The following is an 18,187-nucleotide window of genomic DNA, read 5'->3' as shown; positions in this document are numbered from 1 at the left end:
CAAAAAATTAAGTTGCATTGCAATACTGAAAAAGTTGCGTTTGATTGCAACCATTGGCTGAAGGAAATTATAGCTAATGATTTGCCTACCGTATATGAGCGTATCTTTTCGAAGACGAATCAACCTGAGATCTACCTAAACTTATCCTCAATTCGGGTTGATTTAGGGACATTAACCGCAGAAGAATTAAAGAAACAGTTTTTAATTCTTGTAGAAGAGAAGATCAACATCAACCTGGCGAAGCAAATCAATGAGCGTCCAAATCAAGGATGTGAAAACCCATCTGACGTAAAAAGTCAGTTCAACGATCTTTTTGGCCATCTATCGACAAGCAATGAATCGCCAATAAGTTATGGCACAAAAAAAAGCCAGCAGATAGCGGCGTTATTTTACTTAGTGGAATTTGGTCGGTATCCGTGGTGGTATAGAAATCCAAGTAAAGATATTTTTTCAAAATGCTTTTTGGCTTTGGAAGAAGAGGAACGGAAGGATTTTGTTGTTCAGTTATTAAAGAAAATAAAGGAGCTATCTTCTTTTTTTGCCAGCCAAGCAATAAGCAGATTTACAGAAGGTATGTCTGCACAAGATCTCCTTGGACTGATCAACCTCATCGGTCAGGTGAAAGCAGAAATTCAATCAAATATCGATGCTATACAAGAGCGGCGAAATCAACTAATCGAGGTGTTTGGTACATCGGAAAAATCATTTTCTCAAAAACTATTTGCCTTCAGTTTCGCAGCGAATACGGATACCGATTTTTTTGAGCATTTCTTAGTCTCAATGCAGAATACTACTCATATGTCTTTAGATGTGTTGAAAAAAAGAATGACAAAAGCAGGATTTAAAGGTGACTATTCAGTGCTGTTAACGCAAGCAAATAGAGAAGAATCTAAATCCATTCAAAACAAATTAGCAAAGTCCGATAAAAAAATTGAAAGTTTATATATTGGAAATGCTGGCCTTGTGCTTCTACATCCATTTTTGAGCACCTTTTTTTCAGCGCTGAGATTGATAAACCGGAACATGGAATTTGTGTCGGTAAGAAAACAGCAACGCGCTGCAGTTTTATTGTATTACCTACAATGCGGAAGCAAAAATTACCAAGAATGGGAAATGCCTTTTAACAAAATTTTGGTTGGCCTACATCCCGAGGCGTTTTTGCCAAACAGGATAAAGCCGAGTAGAAAAGAACGGGATGAATCAAGAAATCTTTTAGCTACGGTCGTTAATCATTGGACTGCGCTAAAAGGATCGAGCGTAGAAGCGTTACAGCAAACGTTTTTTATGCGAGAAGGTAAAATTTCTCAAAAAGACAGCGCTTGGTTTGTACAAGTTGAACGGGGTGCTGTTGATGTATTGTTAGACAAGTTGCCTTGGAGTATTGGCACAATTAAATTGCCTTGGCTTGAAGAAATAATACACGTAGAATGGTAGCTGTAGAAGTTTTAGAGCATCATCCGTATTTATCAAATGCAAAAGATTTGGTTGAAGAAATCGCTTGGTTTGATCAAGTGGTTCAAATCAGATTAAGCTTATTTTTAAATGAATCTACTGATTTTAAGGATATAACGGAAATTACGCCACCAGCGCTAAATGGCGATTCGGTTTTCTCTGAATTTATCATGTTTTATAGGCTATCCTTTTCTGAGCGATTGTTGATGATGCTTGCGCTTCTTCCACATGTATTTCCACAAAAGTTAGATGTGTTTTTAACGAAGCCAGCAACAAATAGCGTCGGGTTTACCGTTTTTGGTGGATTGAAGGGCACTGCTTTCAGTGGATTTTTACCAACAGGAGAAACTGCGGCATTTTTATTGGCTGGGACAGATTTGGGAAAGCGATTTAAAACAATGCAGCTTTTTGAAACCGATCATTTGTTTAAAAAACATCAAATTTTATGGTTGGCCCAAGCCCCCGTAAACGAACCATTTTTAAGTGGTCAGTTGCTAATTAACGAAGAATACATAGACTTATTTACTGGTGGAAATGTGCGAAAGCCCAGTTTTAGTATGGGTTTTCCGGCAAAGCGGATAGAAACTCCACTTGCTTGGGACAATTTGGTGTTGGACCGCCACACGATGCAACAGCTAAACGAAATAAAAATTTGGCTGGAACATAGACACACGCTTATGGAAACATGGGGAATGAAAAAAACGTTGAAACCAGGTTATAAGGTGTTGTTTCACGGTCCACCGGGAACTGGTAAAACCTTCACTGCAGCGCTCTTTGGCAAATTAGCTGGTTTAGATGTTTATAGAGTAGATCTATCTATGGTCATCTCAAAGTACATCGGTGAAACTGAAAAAAACCTAGAAAAGGTGTTTTCAAAAGCCGAACACAAAAATTGGATCCTATTTTTTGACGAAGCCGACGCATTATTTGGCAAGAGGACTTCAATTTCAGACGCACACGATAAGTATGCCAATCAAGAGATCGCCTATCTGTTGCAGCGTTTAGAAGATTATAATGGTTTGGTAATTCTGAGCTCAAATATGCGAAACAACGTCGACGAAGCATTTGGAAGGCGTTTGCAATCTATTGTTCATTTTCCAGTGCCCAAGGGGAAGGAGCGATCGCTGCTTTGGCGAAATACTTTTAGTAAACACACCGCACTAGAACATGGTTTCGATCTGGACCAATTGGCTAATAGATACGAACTCGCTGGCGGGTCTATTTTGAACGTGGTGCAGTATGCATCGCTCATGGCGCTTCATCGCAAAGAAAATATTATTCGGGAAAAAGACATTCTGGAAGGGATTAAAAAGGAATTTAGGAAAGAAGGGAAAACGGTTTAATTTTTTAAAGGGACACTTCGGGGTACAAACATTCCACAATTTCTCTATTAAAGCTTATCTATCGCTAAATCGAAACCGCTTCTAACCTGCTTTTGGTTTGCGCAGTACTCCAAGCGTAAAACTTCTTAACTACAATCGCAAATTCATTCTAAACTTCAACTTTTTTTAAATTATGGAACCATTAAAAAAAGGTGCCAATGGCGCCTCAGTTAAAGAATTACAAGAAACTCTTCGCGAATTAGATTACAACATCACGGTCGATTCATCGTTTGGCACAGAAACCTACAATGCAGTTCGCGCTTTTCAAGCGAGCCATCTAGATAAGCATGGAATACCCCTAAAAGTAGATGGGGCTGTGGGCGACATTACTTGGTGGGCTTTAAAAAATCCGCGTGTTACCGTATCTAGTGGCGTAATAGATTATAAAACGATGCCTCCAACCTCGATGGGTGGAAGCGCTTTAGGCAGAGGTGCACTGCAAGCCGCAATAAATGAATTAATTGCGGGTGCTGGCGAAATTGGTGGGAATAATAGAGGTCCGTTTGTGAGAAAATACTTTGCTCCTTCGGGAGTTGCCGAAGGGAATTCTTGGTGCGCCGCTTTTGTAAGCTGGTGTTTCTTTGAATCTGCAGGTGGCAATAAAAATGCAATGGGATTTAACTATACAGCAGGCGCTAGAAATGTCTTCGATCAATTGAAAAAGAAGGGGGAAACATTTTCCGGTACAACAGACGGATTGACACCTGAACCCGGTGATTTGGTAGCATGGTGGCGGGTTTCCTTACCCTCTTATCATGGGCATATTGGTATAGTACACCACGTGCAGGACGGTTTTTTATACACTATAGAAGGAAACAAGGCGGCAAATGTTGCAGGGTTTAGCTATGTGAAGACCCGAATGGACAAGTTGCTGGGATATGCAAGAGTAAAGTAGAAAAATATTTAACGATTCATTATTAAGAAAAATAAATTGACAGTATTTGAAAAATTATTCGACGGATTAAAACTTTACGAAGTTATTTCCCTTTTTTGCGGAAGTTTACTGTTTATTGTAGCACTGATTATCTTATGTATATTGGTTGCACAACGAAGGAGCATTAAACCAATTGCACTTTTTTTTGGGATTGCTGCAATTTTGCTTGTTTGGCCGTCGATACAGAAATTTAATGTAGAAAGTCTTGGTGCCAGCATCGAAACCAAAACGGAGGCCTATGCGAAAAACCCAAGTCCAGAGAACAAACAAGCAATAGAAAATACCATCGACGCCCTAAAAGATAAAGGGGTAAAAAACCCAGAGGTTGTGGCGGATATTGCGAACGCCCAATATGCCATAGGTAACAACAAGCAAGCAGAACAGACCATTATATCATTGCCACCAGAAACACAAAATTCCTCGAAGATTGCTGAGTTAAAAAAAAGCATTTTAGTGTCTACGGCGCTTAAGAAACAAATTCAAGTCGTTTCAGCGCAGCCTACAGATACCGCGGCATTGGAGAAATTAAAGCTTATCCAAGAAAAAGCCAAAGTCTTACCAGTCAAAAGTACAGCTGTAGAGTTGAACATATCGCTTGCAAACAAAAAAATTAGCTCTTTCCGGGCGGGGAGATCCGCATCTGAGGGCAATTAATGATAAGATTGAACTTATTTAATCATTAGCTTATGGAAGCGAGAATAGATATGTCTACTAAAACGGCAGCGATGAGAAGTGTTGAGCAAAAACAACATTGGGGAATTGGTGCCTCTAACACTGTATCTGAACGAGAGAATGTGTTTCTTCAAGCTAAATTAACTGTTGGTTCGCCCAACGATCCTATGGAACATGAAGCAGATGCCATGGCAGATAAAGTGATGCGGATGCCTGATATTTTATTTGCGCAGCGCAAGTGCGCAAGTTGTGAGGAGCATGAAAATAAAGTGCAGCGCAAATTCCTTGCGTCTTTTATTCCTAGCACCACAGGTCAGGGAGGTTTCGTTGCGTCGGATTCAGTCAGCAATCGCATAAATGCAGCTAAAGGAACGGGTGATTTTATGGATAGCCATACCCAATCTTTTATGCAAAGCAGATTTGGTAACGATTTTAGTAATGTGAAAATACATACAGATAATGAAGCCGTGCAAATGAATCTTGACTTAAACGCAAAGGCATTTACAGTAGGGAATGATATTTATTTTAATGAAGGAAAATACAGTCCTAATTCTGATGATGGCAAACGTTTATTAGCTCACGAGTTGACGCATACTGTGCAGCAGGGCGGAAGTGTCGGTTTGGCAGCGAGAAGAATACAACGTACTATTAATACTTGGGGAGGAGAGTGGGATGCAAGCCCTTATGTTTTAAAACAGGATGAAGCGAATGGCACAGCGTATCCTGCGGCTGTAGGCGTAAGAGGAGCTGATATTACATTGAAATTTACCCCTAATGCAAAAGTAGATGCTGAGTTAATCGGGCTGACACAAACCGCTCAATCAACTGTAGCAGGAACACATCCATTTATTGATGGAAACCCGAACCGGGAAAAAAGAGCTATCACTACTGGAAGTGAAAAAGGTACAATGGTTGACAGAGCAGATGCCTACAACAATCCCATTTATGCTGTAAAAACCCAGCCAAGTCTTTCCTTAAGCGATGCAAGTACAAGTGCAGGTTGGGGCCAACTTGGTTGGAATAACAGTTCACTTACGCCTCCTGCAAAAGCTGCCACTTTGATCGACAGTCCTCGCATAGCAGGTTCTTCAAAAAATTCGTCACAAATTTTTGAGACAACAGCGCTTGCGACAAAAGGTGTTCAGGTTGGTACTTACTATGGTTCCGTACAGTGGGGTTGGCGAACAGATGCTGCAGGAGTTCACACACTTGTACCACTTTCTCCAATATCGCAAGGGGTTCCCTCAAAAACTTTTATGACCGCTGCCGGTATTTGGAATACGGCAAAAGACTCTACAGGTGCGGATACCGTTGATTTGCCAATTGTGGATGTAAAGGTAACCACTTCAGCGATTAGTGAGGCGGAAGAAGCTCCGATCCAAACAATGTCAAGAGTTGTAAGGTCTATTCCTCCAGGAACAAGAGTTCAAATTATCTTTGGTGGAGCTACCGCTGCTAGTGGCGAAAGACTGGCTCAAATCAAGATTGTTGATGGTATGCTTACTGGTACAGTCATGAAGATAACTTTGTCAGATTTAATTTCGCTACGTAATGAAAGTGCTTAAAATGAAATCAATTAAACATTATGTTTACATTAAATTAATTAATCTGATCTGGTATGACCAAAATGAACCACCTTGCTGATCAATTTATTGATGCCAGTTATAGCAAACTTTTTCAGTCTGGGGATCATAGTTTAGTTGATTCTCTTTGGGATGATGGCAGAAATAGTTATAGTCTATTAGAAATTGTTTCTAAAAATGACTGTGATGATTACGCGCGTTTATTGGCTTCAGAGGTATTATTTGCAAAACAAAAAGACTATCCACCAAAAGCATTAGAAGATACACTTGCTTACATTTATTCAAAAGCATTGTTCATCACCGGAGATAATGCTAAAAATTATCGTCTAGCAGGCAATTTGTGGGGATTTATGTATTTTTCTGAGCAAAATAAAATTACTGATTTTGGAATTTTAGGAAGTCATTTGATGGTAACTAGGAGAAAAGCAATCCCTTATTTGATAGACCTATTAACGAATTCACAAATGTTTTTTTATGAGGGTAGTCAAGAAGCTACGATCGGTAATAATTTAAAATATAGAGTAAAGGATGCTGCAGCTTTTTATATTGGTAAGATAAGCGGTATTTCTGTTAAATATCACGACACTTTTTCTGACAGAGATTTGGAAATTGAACGTCTAAAAGAAGCGCTCAAATTAAGTCGGCAATAAAGACGGAAATTTAAGTTGCAATGAATTAGAAAGACAAACCGGAAAGGCAAGTCTTTTCGCACAGAGCATTGTCGAAACAAATTAATTGTTAAAATGACAGTGATTTTTTTCTATATGGTCTAATGAATTACCTGACAGAAAAGTGGATGCTCGACCCACAGAATTTAAAGGGAAATCATGCGGTGAGGTCAACGAATTCAGAAAGCTATAGCCTCACCTCATAACTAGGAAGATTTTTAATCAATATTAAAATTCTACTGATGTGTTTACGGCGCTCTTACTTTCATTAAAGATAGGAAAAAGCCTTGCTGGTTTGTGTTCGTTACGAGCGTCCTCATCATCTAAATTTCGTCTGTTGTGAATAGAATTGTAACACCCCAACCCATTTTGCCTGCTCAAGTTCCTCTACCCATAAAACAGGCGCAAGAAAGCGAAATCGCACCGGCTAAAACTTGGAATCAGGTATATTTTCAAGCCAAGTTAACAGTTGGTTCGCCGGACGATCCGCTAGAAAAAGAAGCGGATGACACGGCGGAACGGGTTGTGGGCATGTTCGAACGGTCGCTCTCACAGCAACCCTACAGCCAAGGCGGATCTCAAGTTCAGAGAGATGAGTCCACTAAAACGCCAACTGCTCAAGAATCTTTAAGCCAACAAGCCGATAAAACTTTTAATGCCAAAGAGCTCAGTCTTCAGCTCACCGCCCCTAATTTTTTAAGTATGAGGCAGCCGTTTTTTAAAAGAAATGTGCTGCATCTTTGGGACAGCGACTCGGCGCTTGAAGTTTGGAATTTTAATAAAATTTTTTTTAATCGCTTAGGTTTTGATGGCGATTTATCTGCAAAGGCTGCAAACCTGACTGCGCCATTTTTTATTGATGCTCAATTAAAAGCAGATAACCCAACTTGGTGGGAAATTACAGATAGGGATTTGAACACCTCGTCTTTTGTTGCGTCCATTCCGATTTTCGATTTTGATGCAGGTTTTCGGAATTGGCGACCGCTTCCATTTTTGCAACCAAAGCTAATCGATTCTTCTAAAAGCCCCGCCTTAAATTTTCTTCAACGAAAATGCGCACATTGCGAAGAAGAGGAGCAAGCTCAGCGAAAACCTTTATTGAATGCCATCACGCCATTTATCCAAACAAAATCTGGAGGATCTCTATCGCAAACTAGCGATGACGTATCCCAATCGATTCAGTCTTCTCGAGGCGGAGGCTCGACAATGGACAATCAGACTAGATCGTTCATGTCGGAACGTTTCGGAAGCGATTTCTCTGGCGTAAATATCCACACCGATGCAAATGCAGTTCAGTTAAGTCAAACGCTTAATGCACACGCCTTTACTGTTGGCAACGACATTTATTTTAACCAAGGGCAATATCGACCAGAAACAAAGGATGGAAAATTCTTGCTTGCTCATGAGCTCACGCACACCCTTCAACAAGGAGGATCATCCCCTATCCAAAAAAAAGAATCAATTCAGCGTACCACAGTTGGCTCAGTACTAAATGAGTTTTTTTCGCCATTCTCAGATCCTACACTCTGGAATATGCCAGAAAGTGATAATTATACCAACATCGTTAGGTCTTGGCAACCTGTAATAGATGGTTTGATTTCAATAAAAGCAGATATAACATCAAATTGCGCCAATTGGGCGGCAACTCATAGGACAGATACCAGCTGGCGGCCTGGAATGACAAAACCACCAGTGACGGATCCAAATTCTTTTCCTAAATGGGTTTCCAGTCCGCCCGGTACAGATCCCGAAACTTGTAAAAGCGCTTTTATATTGTATGTAGGTACTATGATTCCGGGTCCAGCGATTCAAAGCTTTGGACTCTATACCTGTTCTATAGGATCTTTTGGGCTATATGTGACGGTAGATGCCATCGACTGCGCAGCACAGACAGCAACGATTCAAGTATGGATGTACAATACGATGGATAAAGCATCCTTTGGGAAGTTTGCAAGTCACCCTGCATTTAGTTTCTGCGGAATGGAACCTCAATATATGTGGTGGAATTGGGATGAGCAAATTAATTGGGCAGGCCCAACTGGTACGGTAACTGCGCCAGAATCGCCAAGAGACACCTGGTAACACAATTGCTTATTGCTAAGAAAAAGAGGAAGTAAGCGCTTTATTAGCTGTTAGTTTATCAGGATTGAAAACTAGAATCGCACATTCACTTGATAATTTGTTGTCCCTATGACCATGCTTGTGCCCTTAAAATGAAGTCTTATCAACTCTCTTCTGTAAACAAACAGGAACTATAATACGCCGCTTTTAACGGCTATATCAACCAGTTGCAAAATATTTTTACAATTACAACGCTCCAACATATTCCTTCGATGGTTGTTGATTGTATGTATACTGATATTTAGCTGATTGGCAATTTCTCTACTTGCCATCCCAATACTTGCCAATTTTAGCACATCGACTTCGCGTTTGCTAAGAATCTCTTGAGTTTTTTTTAGAAAATAGCACTTCAGCTCTACCACTATTCTTTCATTTATACCATCGAATGATTCAATTAAGTGGTTAATTTTAGCATCGTTTTTAAAATTGGTTACATCTGTAATCCAATTAAGCGAAGCTATGGGCATTCTATAGAATCTGCTAAAAATATAAACGGTTCTCTGCACGACATAAGACCAATCATTACTAGAATTTTTAATCCGAAAGTTTGTAGTGAACGAATATTCTACGTTTGTTTCGTCTTTGTGCCTTTCAAGAAAAGCCATTTGGTCTGGAAAAATCTGTTCGTTGAACACCTGAAGATCTTCTGTGTGTCTAAGTTCATTTAAAAAGGAACCATCCGTTTTGAGTAAGTCTTCAAGACAGTAGCCTAAAAACCTATTTGCATTTTGGTTGCTGAAGAAATTTGCATTCTCAACAAAATTCGTAAGATAAAATACAGAGCCAAATATACTATAGTTATAAGATTCGCGGCCAAACTGTGTTAGAAGTTCTGGTACTTTAAGTGATTCGATTAGGTGTCTATTTTGAGATTGTTTTAAAAAATCAAAATAAAATGAGGTGTTAACGACTTTCATAAGATTTCGCTTTTACAAGGTTTTCTGTACTTCCTTTCAATTCATTTTTGTGGTATCCTTAATTCTTTCTATCGTGCAAATAAGCTGTATTTTTAAATCAGTGGATAAAATTCAAATCCCTATTTGCTTATACAATTATCAAAATGACAATGCAAATTACCAGACAAAAAAATAAGCTGAAGCTCAAGTCTAAAAAGTCTGTAATGCTCTTTTAAACAAGTAGTTAAATTTACAAATTAATTTTAATTCGCAGCTTTATTGAGATGAAATTTCGCTTTTTTACTTAAAAGTCAGTATAAATCGAACAAATGGAACGGCACAAAATCAATTGTGTAATTTGGAAGGTGATTACCTTATAAAGTTAATTTGCTAGATAGCTAGTTGTTGTAAGCCATTTAATTAGATGAAAATTCGAGTCCCGGAAAAACTAAGCCTGAAATCTTTTGGCGTACAAGCCTTTTTCTTTTTAAAAATCCTATTAAAATTCGAGATGTTATTAAATCCGCAATTGTAGGCGATTTCTGCAACGGTTGCCGTAGTATCAATCAGCAGTCGACTTGCGTGCCCCAATCTAATTTCATTTAGACTGTCTATAAATGAATTTCCTGTACGCTTTTTAATAAATCTGCTGAAAGAGGCTTCTGGCATTCCTACTAATTTTGCAACTTCCATCAAAGTCACCTGTTTACTATAATTATCGTTTAGATAGGCAAACGCTTTTTCAATGCGGCGACTGCTATAATTAAACTGGTCGTTGTTAAAACCAGCATCAGATAAAGTGCGCATATTTCTAGAAATAGACAAATCGTGCAAGATCGAGAGTAACTCTAACACAGAATCAAAACCTTGCTTTTTGGCCAGTGCTTTTATCCGATTTTTTACGCTATTTATGGTTTCTTGAGAAAACAGAATTCCTTTCTGAGCCTGAATAAACATGTTGCGTATAAAGCTGAGCTGATTTTTTTTAAGGAGTGCATCATCAAATAAATCTTGATGGAATTGTATGGTTATTTCTGTAATGTCTTCGGTTTCGCATAAGTGGGTAAACCAGGCATGGCACAGATTTGGCCCCACTAATACCAATTCTAGCGAGTCTATTTCTTCGATGTGATCTCCCACAATTCTTTTCGCACCTTTGGCATTTAATATAAGATTTAACTCATACTCCTCATGATAATGTAATGGAAAGTCGAAGCCCTTTTTCTTTCTTGAAAAAAGAGTAAAACAGTCGCTTGGGGTAAGCGGAGTAATTTCTTTTGTGATATTGTTCATTTTATAATTAGTTTATCCATTATTTTTATAACAAAATCAGTAACTTATGTTATAATAGTATTACACCAAAAACGGCTAAAAGGTGTCTCAGAAATTAATTGACTGACAAGATGGTTATATTTGAGTGTAATTTGGTATAAAAGTATTAAAATAAAGCCAGTTTTAGCGATATGTTTGTTTTATTAAATAACCAAATATGTCAAATATGAAAACATTCTACTTTTCGGTAGTTTTCGGTGTTCTAATGATTTTCTTTTTCGGGCTAAATGTAATGGCGCAAACACGTGTTATCAGCGGTAAAGTTGTTGATGAGACTAATTCGGCTTTACCTGGTGCTTCCATAAAAGCCAAAGGAACAAACATCGCAACTATCTCTAACCAGGACGGGCAATTTACTTTTTCTGTTCCTAGTGCAACCATAACACTTGTCGTAAGTTTTACGGGCATGAAGCCCGTAGAGGTAAGTATCACAAATAAAAGTTTTGTAACGGCTAAGCTTAATTTATCCAACAACGGTTTAAACGATGTTGTCGTAATTGGGTATGGCTCACAGAAACGTGAGGACGTAAATGGTTCAATCTCGTCGGTAACAGCGAAGGATATTGAAAATATTCCACAAACAAGTGTCGACCAATTGATTCAGGGTAAGGCTGCGGGTGTTACGGTTACCAATGGTACAGGCGCGCCAGGTAGTGCCGCCTCAGTACATATTCGGGGAATCACTTCTCTTTCTGGTTCTAATGAACCTCTTTATGTAGTTGATGGAGTTTATATTGACGGCGCTGCCTATACCGGGCAAAATCAAAACAATGGAGAGAATGCCGTAAGTCCTTTGAGTTATCTTAACCCTAATGACATTTTAACTATTGATGTTTTAAAAGATGCATCTGCAACAGCTATATATGGTAGCCGTGGTTCAAATGGGGTTATCATTATCACCACCAAAAAAGGTAAAAATGGTGGTGCGCATTTAAACTATGATGGGTATTATGGGATTCAGCAGCAAGGAAAATTTCTCAAAATGAGTAATCTTCGGCAGTATGCCAATATCGAAAATGTTTTGGCAGATGTGACCGGAGTAGGTCGCAGAGGTGAATTTGCAGATCCGACTTTGCTCGGTGATGGAGAAAACTGGCAAAAAGCAGTGTTCAGGTCTGCACCAATGATTAATAACAACCTCTCTATGACTGGTGGTAATGAAAATATGAACTATTATATATCTGGTGGTTTCCTTAAACAAGATGGTACCATTATAGGTTCAAACTTTAAGCGTTACTCTTTTCGTACTAATGTAGAAGGAAAATTAAGCGATTGGTTCAAACTAGGCGCAAGTATGACTTTAAACCGTACTGATGAGAATCAAGGAGCAAGCGACAATGGCGGTATTGTTTACTCCGCATTATTAAACGCTCCGGATCAAGCAGCCAGCAACGCAGATGGAAGTTATACAGTTGCTCCGGCTTCGTACGGAAGTGGTGCACTGATTAGTCCGGTTGCGTTGGCATTATTAACAACAAATGCCTTGACTCGTAACAGCGTTAATGCGAATTTTTACAGTGATATAAAAATCTACAAAGATTTAACGTTGAGATCAGAAATTGGTGGCTATAATAATTTCTCTAACAGTACATTATTTAATCCATCATTTACGGTGGTAGATCCAATAAATCCGGCTAATGTTTATGGTAATCCGATAGCAAAGTTAAGTAGAAGAACCGAGCAAGGCTTAGGTTATAACTGGAAAGAATATTTTTCTTACAACCATACTTTTGGTACCAAACATAGAGTTAGTGGAACTTTAGGTTATGAATTGAATCAAGGGAATTATAACAGTATAAATGCGGGTACAGATACATTTTTAACAAATGATGTTCCTACACTTAATTTAGGCGGTGCTAAAATTCCTACTATCGGAGAGTACAAGTCCTCAAACGCACTTCAATCGTTTTACATTCGTGGAATATATGATTATGACAACAGATACAGCTTAACTGCAACGGTGAGATCTGATAAATCATCTAATTTTGCACCTGGAAGACAAACTGGCTATTTTCCGGCTGCAGCTATTGGATGGACTATTTCTAATGAAGCGTTTATGGATGGTGTTAAAAAAATCGCTACGAATGTAAAATTACGAGTTGGGTATGGTCAAGTGGGTAATCAAAACGTACCGGGATATCAGTATGGAGCGGCTCTTAATCCAACCATAACCGGATTAGGCACAGGTTTTAACATTGATAAATATCCAAATCCATTGCTTACTTGGCAAACTTCCATCCAAACCGATATAGGTTTAGATTTTACCTTGTTTAACAGGGTAGATGCTTCATTCGACTGGTACAACAAAACATCTAAAAACTTTTTATTCCAAGCGCCTTTACCACAGTATTTGGTTGGTCTTGGTTCGGATCAGAGCTATCTTGGAGGCATTGGCGCGCCGTATGTTAATGGTGGAGAAGTGAGTAACAAGGGTATTGAATTCAGCATTAATTCGAGAAATATTATTTCTACTAATTTTAATTGGAATACTACGGTAACATTTTCTCAATATGTAAATAAGGTAGTCTCTACGTATAACAACAGTTCTATCACAAAGAATATCACCTCAGGCTTTTTAAGCACTCCAGTAACACAAACAATAGTTGGTGGCCCAATTGGCGAGTTTTATGGTTATAAGGTAAAAGACATATTTAGAACTGCCGATCAGCTAACTGCCGCCCCTATACAGTTTGGTCAGCCCATTAGCAATACGCCGGGAACAGCAGGGTCTACATCTTTAGGTGATATACAGTACGAAGATACCAACGGTGATGGAGTGATTGATTCGAAGGATTTAGGTCCTATTGGCGATCCAAACCCTAAGTTTACCTATGGCTTAACTAACACCTTTAAGTATAAAGATTTTGACTTATCTGTATTTGTTTATGGTTCTTACGGTGGTAAAGTGCTTAATTTTTTAAATTATTCACTTGAAGGATTAAATGGATTGTATGTAAATCAACTTGCTGAAGCATCCAATTACTGGACGCCTACTAATCCAAATTCTAATATTCCGGCCCCCAAGGGTGGTGTTAACTCCAACCTAAACATGTCAACCCGGTTTTTAGAAAGCGCCTCTTTTTTAAGAATTCAAAACGTACGTTTAGGATATAATGTTCCAAGTAAATGGGTTAATAAAATTAAACTTAGCAGCTTTAAAGTGTATGCGAGTGCACAAAATCTGTTTGTTATAACAGGTTACAAAGGGCTCGATCCAGAAGTTGGACAACAAAATCAAAACGTATTTTTAACCAATGTAGATTTGGGAAGATATCCATCGCCTAGAATAATAACATTTGGAATTAACGCGGAATTCTAATTATATAAAGAAATTAAAAATGAAAGCAAATATAAAACATATAATTTATGTAGCTGTTGTAGGTCTCTTTTCCATAGCAGGTTGCAAGAAAGAAGTTTTTATTAAACCTCCTGAAAATGCCATTACAATTGATAACTACTATAAAACCAATAACCAGGTAGCAGCGAGTACGCTCAATTTATACAACTCGGTTTGGTACCCCTATATAGGTAAAGCAAGTTGGGCGCTTTGCGATATGACCGCTGGTAATGGAAGAAGTTATTCGTCAGATGTAACTGATTTTGGAAACCTGAACGGAGCTGTTACCAATATTAATTCGGTAAACAATTCAGGTTGGGGATCATTGTGGACAGTTGTAGAACAAGCGAATGCCATTATTAATTTAATACCATCAAGAGTAGGCCCAGAAGTGAGTCCGGCGGTATTGAACAATGCGTTGGGAGAAGCTCATTTTATGCGGGCAATCGCTTATTTTCACATCGTTAGGATTTGGGGAGCTGTGCCGATTATAGAAAATGGCAGCGATTTTTTAACAAATTTCCAGATTAACAGTAATCGTATCGAAGACGTGTACACATTCATGATTAATGATATGAAATTTGCAGAAGCAAATTGTACTCCTACCATTAGAACAGGTGCTATTTCACAAGGTCACGTATCCAGTGGATCAGCTTCTGCCATGTTAGCGAAGTTGTATTTGTATATGCAAGATTACCCAAATGCACTTAAGTACGCACAAAAAGTAATAAGTAGTGGTGAGTTTAAATTGTATGGCATAGACATTCCAAGCAAGGGCTATAATGATCTATTTAAAACTGCAAATAATAATAACGAAGAGAGCATTTGCCAACTTCAATGGGCTGGCGGTCCGTATGGGCATGGAAATCCTTTTCAAGGCAACAACGCAATAAATGGAATAACCGGAACAGGTGATGGCTACAGTGTAATGGGCCCAACAATTGATTTGACAAAGTCATATGAAGCTGGAGATGCTCGATTTCATGCTACCATAATGACAGCTGGAGATTTTTATCCTGAAATTCAGGCTGCAAATGGCGGTTACACAGTACCGGCTACAGTTAATGCGCAGGGTGGTGATGCAGCTATCAAAAAATATATAGTAGGAACACCTGCTGATAACGGGGGTCTCGGTAGCGCACAGAACTCAGCCAATAATACTTATTTAATGCGTTATGCTGAGATTTATCTAATAGCAGCAGAAGCAATTGTTGGTAACAATAAAATCTCTTCTGATCCACAAGCTTTAGCATACATAAATACCATCAGAACACGTGCAAAATTGAAAAATCTAACAGTTATAAATCGCAATCACTTAGTCGCTAATCCTAACTTTGATGCTACTTATAATCCAACTGCGCCTACGAATATCATACAAGATGATATTTTGAATGAAAGAAGACATGAGTTTGGTATTGAAAACGATTACTGGTTTGACCTTTGTCGATTAGACGGATGGAATGGAATACTGACCAATTCCCACCCATTGGCCACTCAAATTATAAGCCAACAGGAAAGGGGTACATACGCCGATGACCGCAAAACGATTTATCACTCGGCAGTAACGCCAAAGGCATCAGATTTTTTACTTCCAATTCCAATTACTGAGTCGGCAGCTAATCCTAAGCTATTACAACCTCCTGTACCGTACAAATTTTAATTTATAAATACATGAAAAATTTAAAATCAATATTTTTTTGCTGTATCCTTTCATCATTGATCGTATTCGGCTTAAGTTCCTGTAAAAAGGAGCAAGAAAATGGTGCACCCACTATCTCCCGGGTACGCACAGTTTTTCAAGGTAGCCAAAATTCTCAAGCCATTGTGGCTTTTGATTCGACAACTACTTCCGGTAAAATAGGCAATAGATACGCAATAATAGGCAACAACTTAAATTCGGTAACTGCCGTACTAATAAATGGCGTTTCTATTTATTTTAATAAAGCGCTTGTTTCCAACACAACATTACAATTTTCAGTTCCGGTTAAGTTTGGCTTTGGTGGCACAGTAAATACGCTGACAATTATTTCCCCACAAGGGCAAGCCACTACCCCGTTTTCAATTCTGCAACCTGCTGCCTCAATCACTAGTTTCAGTCCTGTAGTAACGGGAACCGGTGGGATTGTTACCATCACTGGTACACTCTTCGATAACTTAATTGCGGTAAGATTTGATGATATTCCAGCTGAAATTATTGGAACACCAACACCAACTGAGATTCAAGTTAAGGTACCTGCTGGGGTTGTGCAAGCTTTTATATATGTGCAAACCGCAGGTGGAATTGCAAAATCTGTTTCTCCATTTGGTTTTAAGGCTTTGGTGTATGGCGATGGTTATACAACTTCGTGGGCTAGTACCGGGTATAACTCTACCACTTCTGAAGTTGGCGTAAATGTAAAACGAGGTACGCTGGCCCTGAAATGTGACTTCTTGGGTGGATACGGCGCGTATAGAGCGGGTTATAGCGGACCTGATATCAATGTGGCAGCGGCCGGTATCACTGCAATTAAGCTCTCTATTTTTGGTGGGCCCGGTTCAGATGGAAAGAAGGTAAACATTTCATTGAATGATACTTATACGGATGGTAAGCGTGTTACATTAATTTTAACAGAGGGAAAATACACAGATTACATTGTTCCGCTCAGTTCTTTAGGCAGTCCAACAACCTTAACAGAAATTATTTTGCAAGAGTTTAGCGGCTTTGCGCCAAGCACTATATACATCGATGACATTGGCTTCATTTAAATAAAACAGGATAAAAATCTGGACCTGATAATCAGGCTCAGATTTTTTTCACCAAAAATCAGTCGAAATAAAAGATAATTATGTTAAATATTAGTAGAATCTTTCCAATTTGTGCGATAGTTTCAATCGGTATTTTTTCGTGTAGTAAAACTTCAGAAAACCCGACAACAATGCCACCTATTGTCATTCAACCTGTTGTGGTGCCACCGGTAATAAAACCAGTTGAACTTAATTTTGGCAATGGTGTAAACGTTCAGCCATCATATTATAATGACGGAACTGTAAATTTTGGGTGGGATTTGATGAAAAAATACACCAAAATTAAAACCGTTCGAATAGAAATTGAGCCAGATAAAATTAATCAGGGTAAGCATTGGATTCAAGAAGCAATCACTAATGGATATAGCGTTATCGCCACCTACCACAAATATAAAGTGCTCGGATCAGATGATGCAACCGAGGTCATGCTTGCAGCAAATTGGTGGAAAGCCAATTACTTAAATCTATCCGCATCCGGTGCTTTTACCATAAATTTAATTAATGAATGGGGAAGCCACAAAATTACTCCAAAAGCATATGCCGATGCATATAATAGTGCTATTGCTGTTGTAAGAACAGTTTATTCCGGTAATATTATTATCGATTGCCCCGGATATGGGCAAGAAACGACAACAGTGTCTCAAGCTGTTATGGGTACAGGAGTGGGTGGGGTAAAAATTACCGATACCAATATCATCTTATCTGCACATATTTATAAAAACGGATACAATCAGGTTAAAGGCCGTAGTGTCAACCAATCGGATGTAGATGATTTATTAGCAACCAGCAGAGCATGCATTATTGGTGAGTTTGGAGATCAACCTGCAGACGGAAGCGTAGACTGGTCGGGAATCGTAACTTATGCTAAATCGAAAGGGTTTAAAGTATTGGGATGGTGCTGGAATGGCGACGGCGGAACTATGAATATGGTTTCTCCGGCTTGGTCTACCAATGCAAATCCACCATCATTCAGTATTTCCACACCTTATTTCAATACCATTTACGATTCACTGTAACCGCTAATAA

At 38.8% G+C, this 18,187-nt stretch carries 13 protein-coding genes; 11 read left to right on the top strand and 2 right to left on the bottom strand.

Annotated elements, in window-relative coordinates:
• The first annotated feature begins 12 nt into the window (after window positions 1-12).
• The 7 genes from ACVWYG_RS00345 to ACVWYG_RS00315 all read left to right on the top strand — a co-directional run bounded on the left by ACVWYG_RS00345 (window position 13) and on the right by ACVWYG_RS00315 (window position 8,773).
• On the top strand, window positions 13-1,434 hold the full coding sequence (locus ACVWYG_RS00345; RefSeq protein ID WP_457268130.1) for a contractile injection system tape measure protein: 1,422 nt from the start codon (window positions 13-15) through the stop codon (window positions 1,432-1,434).
• Window positions 1,428-2,795, top strand: coding sequence for an ATP-binding protein (locus ACVWYG_RS00340; protein WP_457268129.1), 1,368 nt, complete (start codon window positions 1,428-1,430; stop codon window positions 2,793-2,795). Before ACVWYG_RS00345 ends, ACVWYG_RS00340 begins: the two co-directional genes overlap by 7 nt.
• 172 nt (window positions 2,796-2,967) lie before the next feature.
• On the top strand, window positions 2,968-3,729 hold the full coding sequence (locus tag ACVWYG_RS00335) for a CHAP domain-containing protein (RefSeq protein ID WP_457268128.1): 762 nt from the start codon (window positions 2,968-2,970) through the stop codon (window positions 3,727-3,729).
• A gap of 36 nt (window positions 3,730-3,765) precedes the next feature.
• Window positions 3,766-4,422, top strand: a complete 657-nt coding sequence (locus ACVWYG_RS00330) for a tetratricopeptide repeat protein (protein WP_457268127.1) — start codon at window positions 3,766-3,768, stop codon at window positions 4,420-4,422.
• A 32-nt stretch (window positions 4,423-4,454) separates the two neighbouring features.
• Entirely contained in the window at window positions 4,455-6,005 is a 1,551-nt protein-coding gene (locus tag ACVWYG_RS00325; protein ID WP_457268126.1) for an eCIS core domain-containing protein, read from the top strand.
• 62 nt (window positions 6,006-6,067) lie between these two features.
• Complete coding sequence (locus ACVWYG_RS00320; protein ID WP_457268125.1) at window positions 6,068-6,673, top strand: hypothetical protein; 606 nt, start codon at window positions 6,068-6,070, stop codon at window positions 6,671-6,673.
• Window positions 6,674-7,030: 357 nt separating this feature from the next.
• The gene (locus tag ACVWYG_RS00315; RefSeq protein WP_457268124.1) at window positions 7,031-8,773 is read left to right on the top strand and encodes an eCIS core domain-containing protein; all 1,743 of its coding nucleotides are present in this window, start codon (window positions 7,031-7,033) and stop codon (window positions 8,771-8,773) included.
• A 170-nt stretch (window positions 8,774-8,943) separates the two neighbouring features.
• Here ACVWYG_RS00315 and ACVWYG_RS00310 read toward each other — a convergent pair whose 3' ends face one another.
• The gene (locus ACVWYG_RS00310; RefSeq protein WP_457268123.1) at window positions 8,944-9,729 is read right to left on the bottom strand and encodes a response regulator transcription factor; all 786 of its coding nucleotides are present in this window, start codon (window positions 9,727-9,729) and stop codon (window positions 8,944-8,946) included.
• A gap of 399 nt (window positions 9,730-10,128) precedes the next feature.
• Window positions 10,129-11,001: an AraC family transcriptional regulator gene (locus ACVWYG_RS00305; protein ID WP_457268122.1), complete on the bottom strand. Its 873-nt coding sequence runs from the start codon at window positions 10,999-11,001 to the stop codon at window positions 10,129-10,131.
• 205 nt (window positions 11,002-11,206) lie between these two features.
• Here ACVWYG_RS00305 and ACVWYG_RS00300 point away from each other — a divergent pair, with 205 nt between their 5' ends.
• From ACVWYG_RS00300 to ACVWYG_RS00285, 4 genes are all read left to right on the top strand, one after another.
• The gene (locus ACVWYG_RS00300) at window positions 11,207-14,359 is read left to right on the top strand and encodes a SusC/RagA family TonB-linked outer membrane protein (RefSeq protein ID WP_457268121.1); all 3,153 of its coding nucleotides are present in this window, start codon (window positions 11,207-11,209) and stop codon (window positions 14,357-14,359) included.
• A gap of 19 nt (window positions 14,360-14,378) precedes the next feature.
• Window positions 14,379-16,037 carry a RagB/SusD family nutrient uptake outer membrane protein gene (locus ACVWYG_RS00295; RefSeq protein ID WP_457268120.1) on the top strand — a complete coding sequence of 553 codons (1,659 nt, stop codon included), beginning with the start codon at window positions 14,379-14,381 and terminating at the stop codon, window positions 16,035-16,037.
• Between the two features lie 11 nt (window positions 16,038-16,048).
• The gene (locus tag ACVWYG_RS00290; RefSeq protein ID WP_457268119.1) at window positions 16,049-17,122 is read left to right on the top strand and encodes a hypothetical protein; all 1,074 of its coding nucleotides are present in this window, start codon (window positions 16,049-16,051) and stop codon (window positions 17,120-17,122) included.
• Between the two features lie 80 nt (window positions 17,123-17,202).
• On the top strand, window positions 17,203-18,177 hold the full coding sequence (locus ACVWYG_RS00285; protein ID WP_457268118.1) for a hypothetical protein: 975 nt from the start codon (window positions 17,203-17,205) through the stop codon (window positions 18,175-18,177).
• Window positions 18,178-18,187 lie beyond the last annotated feature (10 nt).

This window comes from Pedobacter sp. UYEF25 (genome assembly GCF_054061655.1).
Note: the sequence above shows the minus strand (reverse complement) of the source record. Positions and strands in the feature narration are given on the sequence as shown.